This is a genomic window from Streptomyces sp. NPDC041122, from assembly GCF_055592445.1.
The window spans coordinates 1-5,098 of sequence record NZ_JBVIYQ010000016.1 but is presented as its reverse complement, the minus strand read 5'-3'; the positions used below and the strand labels follow the sequence as shown (position 1 = coordinate 5,098).

Annotated in this window: 2 rRNA genes; both read right to left on the bottom strand. The window is 57.2% G+C overall.

The features are described 5' to 3' along the window. Positions 1-41 precede the first annotated feature (41 nt). Positions 42-3,166, bottom strand: a 23S ribosomal RNA gene (locus tag ACZ6B8_RS37320). A gap of 322 nt (positions 3,167-3,488) precedes the next feature. Continuing rightward, a 16S ribosomal RNA gene (locus ACZ6B8_RS37315) occupies positions 3,489-5,014 on the bottom strand. Together the 16S and 23S rRNA genes form the textbook arrangement of a ribosomal RNA operon. Positions 5,015-5,098: the final 84 nt, after the last annotated feature.

The following is a 5,098-nucleotide window of genomic DNA, read 5'->3' as shown; positions in this document are numbered from 1 at the left end:
TGTTCGTGGTTTCAGAACCAACACAGTGGACGCGAGCAACTGAGGACAAGCCCTCGGCCTATTAGTACCAGTCACCTCCACCCGTTACCGGGCTTCCAGATCTGGCCTATCAACCCAGTCGTCTACTGGGAGCCTTAACCCCTCAAAGGGGGTGGGAATACTCATCTCGAAGCAGGCTTCCCGCTTAGATGCTTTCAGCGGTTATCCTTTCCGAACGTAGCCAACCAGCCATGCCCTTGGCAGGACAACTGGCACACCAGAGGTTCGTCCGTCCCGGTCCTCTCGTACTAGGGACAGCCCTTCTCAATATTCCTACGCGCACAGAGGATAGGGACCGAACTGTCTCACGACGTTCTAAACCCAGCTCGCGTACCGCTTTAATGGGCGAACAGCCCAACCCTTGGGACCGACTCCAGCCCCAGGATGCGACGAGCCGACATCGAGGTGCCAAACCATCCCGTCGATATGGACTCTTGGGGAAGATCAGCCTGTTATCCCCGGGGTACCTTTTATCCGTTGAGCGACGGCGCTTCCACAAGCCACCGCCGGATCACTAGTCCCGACTTTCGTCCCTGCTCGACCCGTCGGTCTCACAGTCAAGCTCCCTTGTGCACTTACACTCAACACCTGATTACCAACCAGGCTGAGGGAACCTTTGGGCGCCTCCGTTACTCTTTGGGAGGCAACCGCCCCAGTTAAACTACCCATCAGACACTGTCCCTGATCCGGATCACGGACCGAGGTTAGACATCCAGCACGACCAGAGTGGTATTTCAACGTTGACTCCACGAACACTGGCGTGCCCGCTTCACAGTCTCCCACCTATCCTACACAAGCCGAACCGAACACCAATATCAAACTGTAGTAAAGGTCCCGGGGTCTTTCCGTCCTTCTGCGCGAAACGAGCATCTTTACTCGTAGTGCAATTTCACCGGGCCTATGGTTGAGACAGTCGAGAAGTCGTTACGCCATTCGTGCAGGTCGGAACTTACCCGACAAGGAATTTCGCTACCTTAGGATGGTTATAGTTACCACCGCCGTTTACTGGCGCTTAAGTTCTCAGCTTCGCACGCCCGAAAGCGCACTAACCGGTCCCCTTAACGTTCCAGCACCGGGCAGGCGTCAGTCCGTATACATCGCCTTACGGCTTCGCACGGACCTGTGTTTTTAGTAAACAGTCGCTTCTCGCTGGTCTCTGCGGCCACCCCCAGCTCACGGAGTAAATCCGATCACCAGGAATGGCCCCCCTTCTCCCGAAGTTACGGGGGCATTTTGCCGAGTTCCTTAACCATAGTTCACCCGAACGCCTCGGTATTCTCTACCTGACCACCTGAGTCGGTTTAGGGTACGGGCCGCCATGAAACTCGCTAGAGGCTTTTCTCGACAGCATAGGATCATCCACTTCACCACAATCGGCTCGGCATCAGGTCTCACCCACATGTCATCCGGATTTACCTAGATGACGGGCTACACCCTTACCCCGGGACAACCACCGCCCGGGCTGGACTACCTTCCTGCGTCACCCCATCACTCACCTACTACAAGTCTGGTCCGTCGGCTCCACCACTTCCCTCAACTCCGAAGAGATCGGGACGGCTTCACGGACTTAGCATCGCCTGATTCGATGTTTGACGCTTCACAGCGGGTACCGGAATATCAACCGGTTATCCATCGACTACGCCTGTCGGCCTCGCCTTAGGTCCCGACTTACCCTGGGCAGATCAGCTTGACCCAGGAACCCTTAGTCAATCGGCGCACACGTTTCTCACGTATGTATCGCTACTCATGCCTGCATTCTCACTCGTGAACCGTCCACCACTAGCTTCCGCTGCAGCTTCACCCGGCACACGACGCTCCCCTACCCATCCCAGCACCCGTTGGGGCTTATTGCTGGAATGACACGACTTCGGCGGTACGCTTGAGCCCCGCTACATTGTCGGCGCGGAATCACTAGACCAGTGAGCTATTACGCACTCTTTCAAGGGTGGCTGCTTCTAAGCCAACCTCCTGGTTGTCTCTGCGACTCCACATCCTTTCCCACTTAGCGTACGCTTAGGGGCCTTAGTCGATGCTCTGGGCTGTTTCCCTCTCGACCATGGAGCTTATCCCCCACAGTCTCACTGCCGCGCTCTCACTTACCGGCATTCGGAGTTTGGCTAAGGTCAGTAACCCGGTAGGGCCCATCGCCTATCCAGTGCTCTACCTCCGGCAAGAAACACACGACGCTGCACCTAAATGCATTTCGGGGAGAACCAGCTATCACGGAGTTTGATTGGCCTTTCACCCCTAACCACAGGTCATCCCCCAGGTTTTCAACCCTGGTGGGTTCGGTCCTCCACGACCTCTTACAGCCGCTTCAACCTGCCCATGGCTAGATCACTCCGCTTCGGGTCTTGAGCGCGCTACTAAATCGCCCTATTCGGACTCGCTTTCGCTACGGCTTCCCCACACGGGTTAACCTCGCAACACACCGCAAACTCGCAGGCTCATTCTTCAAAAGGCACGCAGTCACGAGACACCAAGCAAGCTTGATGTCCGACGCTCCCACGGCTTGTAGGCACACGGTTTCAGGTACTATTTCACTCCGCTCCCGCGGTACTTTTCACCATTCCCTCACGGTACTATCCGCTATCGGTCACCAGGGAATATTTAGGCTTAACGGGTGGTCCCGCCAGATTCACACGGGATTTCTCGGGCCCCGTGCTACTTGGGTGTCTCTCAAACGAGCCGCTGATGTTTCGACTACGGGGGTCTTACCCTCTACGCCGGACCTTTCGCATGTCCTTCGCCTACATCAACGGTTTCTGACTCGTCTCACAGCCGGCAGACTGTGAAAGAGAGATCCCACAACCCCGCATGCGCAACCCCTGCCGGGTCTCACACGCATACGGTTTGGCCTCATCCGGTTTCGCTCGCCACTACTCCCGGAATCACGGTTGTTTTCTCTTCCTGCGGGTACTGAGATGTTTCACTTCCCCGCGTTCCCTCCACACTGCCTATGTGTTCAGCAGCGGGTGACAGCCCATGACGACTGCCGGGTTTCCCCATTCGGAAACCCCCGGATCAAAGCCTGGTTGACGACTCCCCGGGGACTATCGTGGCCTCCCACGTCCTTCATCGGTTCCTGGTGCCAAGGCATCCACCGTGCGCCCTTAAAAACTTGGCCACAGATGCTCGCGTCCACTGTGCAGTTCTCAAACAACGACCAACCACCCATCACCCCACCAGCAAAACCAGTGAGTGTACTGGGGTCGGCATCCCGAAGGACAGGCTCTACAGCCCGTACCTTCAGATACCCAACAGCGTGCCCGACCCGAACCCGTCCGAAGATCATGCTTTCCACGCTCTGACGAGCAGTACTTGCAGCCTCCGACCCAGTTTCCGGCCGAGTAGTCAACGTTCCACCCATGAGCAACCAGCATCAGACGTTCGCTGATGAACTGGCCTCTGACCTCACCCCGAAGGGATCGGTAAGAAGTGCTCCTTAGAAAGGAGGTGATCCAGCCGCACCTTCCGGTACGGCTACCTTGTTACGACTTCGTCCCAATCGCCAGTCCCACCTTCGACAGCTCCCTCCCACAAGGGGTTGGGCCACCGGCTTCGGGTGTTACCGACTTTCGTGACGTGACGGGCGGTGTGTACAAGGCCCGGGAACGTATTCACCGCAGCAATGCTGATCTGCGATTACTAGCAACTCCGACTTCATGGGGTCGAGTTGCAGACCCCAATCCGAACTGAGACAGGCTTTTTGAGATTCGCTCCACCTCACGGTATCGCAGCTCATTGTACCTGCCATTGTAGCACGTGTGCAGCCCAAGACATAAGGGGCATGATGACTTGACGTCGTCCCCACCTTCCTCCGAGTTGACCCCGGCGGTCTTCTGTGAGTCCCCATCACCCCGAAGGGCATGCTGGCAACACAGAACAAGGGTTGCGCTCGTTGCGGGACTTAACCCAACATCTCACGACACGAGCTGACGACAGCCATGCACCACCTGTACACCGACCACAAGGGGGGCACCATCTCTGATGCTTTCCGGTGTATGTCAAGCCTTGGTAAGGTTCTTCGCGTTGCGTCGAATTAAGCCACATGCTCCGCTGCTTGTGCGGGCCCCCGTCAATTCCTTTGAGTTTTAGCCTTGCGGCCGTACTCCCCAGGCGGGGAACTTAATGCGTTAGCTGCGGCACCGACGACGTGGAATGTCGCCAACACCTAGTTCCCACCGTTTACGGCGTGGACTACCAGGGTATCTAATCCTGTTCGCTCCCCACGCTTTCGCTCCTCAGCGTCAGTAATGGCCCAGAGATCCGCCTTCGCCACCGGTGTTCCTCCTGATATCTGCGCATTTCACCGCTACACCAGGAATTCCGATCTCCCCTACCACACTCTAGCTAGCCCGTATCGAATGCAGACCCGGGGTTAAGCCCCGGGCTTTCACACCCGACGTGACAAGCCGCCTACGAGCTCTTTACGCCCAATAATTCCGGACAACGCTTGCGCCCTACGTATTACCGCGGCTGCTGGCACGTAGTTAGCCGGCGCTTCTTCTGCAGGTACCGTCACTTTCGCTTCTTCCCTGCTGAAAGAGGTTTACAACCCGAAGGCCGTCATCCCTCACGCGGCGTCGCTGCATCAGGCTTTCGCCCATTGTGCAATATTCCCCACTGCTGCCTCCCGTAGGAGTCTGGGCCGTGTCTCAGTCCCAGTGTGGCCGGTCGCCCTCTCAGGCCGGCTACCCGTCGTCGCCTTGGTGAGCCATTACCTCACCAACAAGCTGATAGGCCGCGGGCTCATCCTTCACCGCCGGAGCTTTTAACTCCCCCTCAGGAGAGGAGGAGTGTTATCCGGTATTAGACCCCGTTTCCAGGGCTTGTCCCAGAGTGAAGGGCAGATTGCCCACGTGTTACTCACCCGTTCGCCACTAATCCACCCCGAAGGGCTTCATCGTTCGACTTGCATGTGTTAAGCACGCCGCCAGCGTTCGTCCTGAGCCAGGATCAAACTCTCCGTGAATGTGTACCGGTCATCCGGTGCGACACCACGAGAGCGGAACGGTCGGGAGGAATAATCCCGTCCGTTCACAGCGTCCTCGCTGTG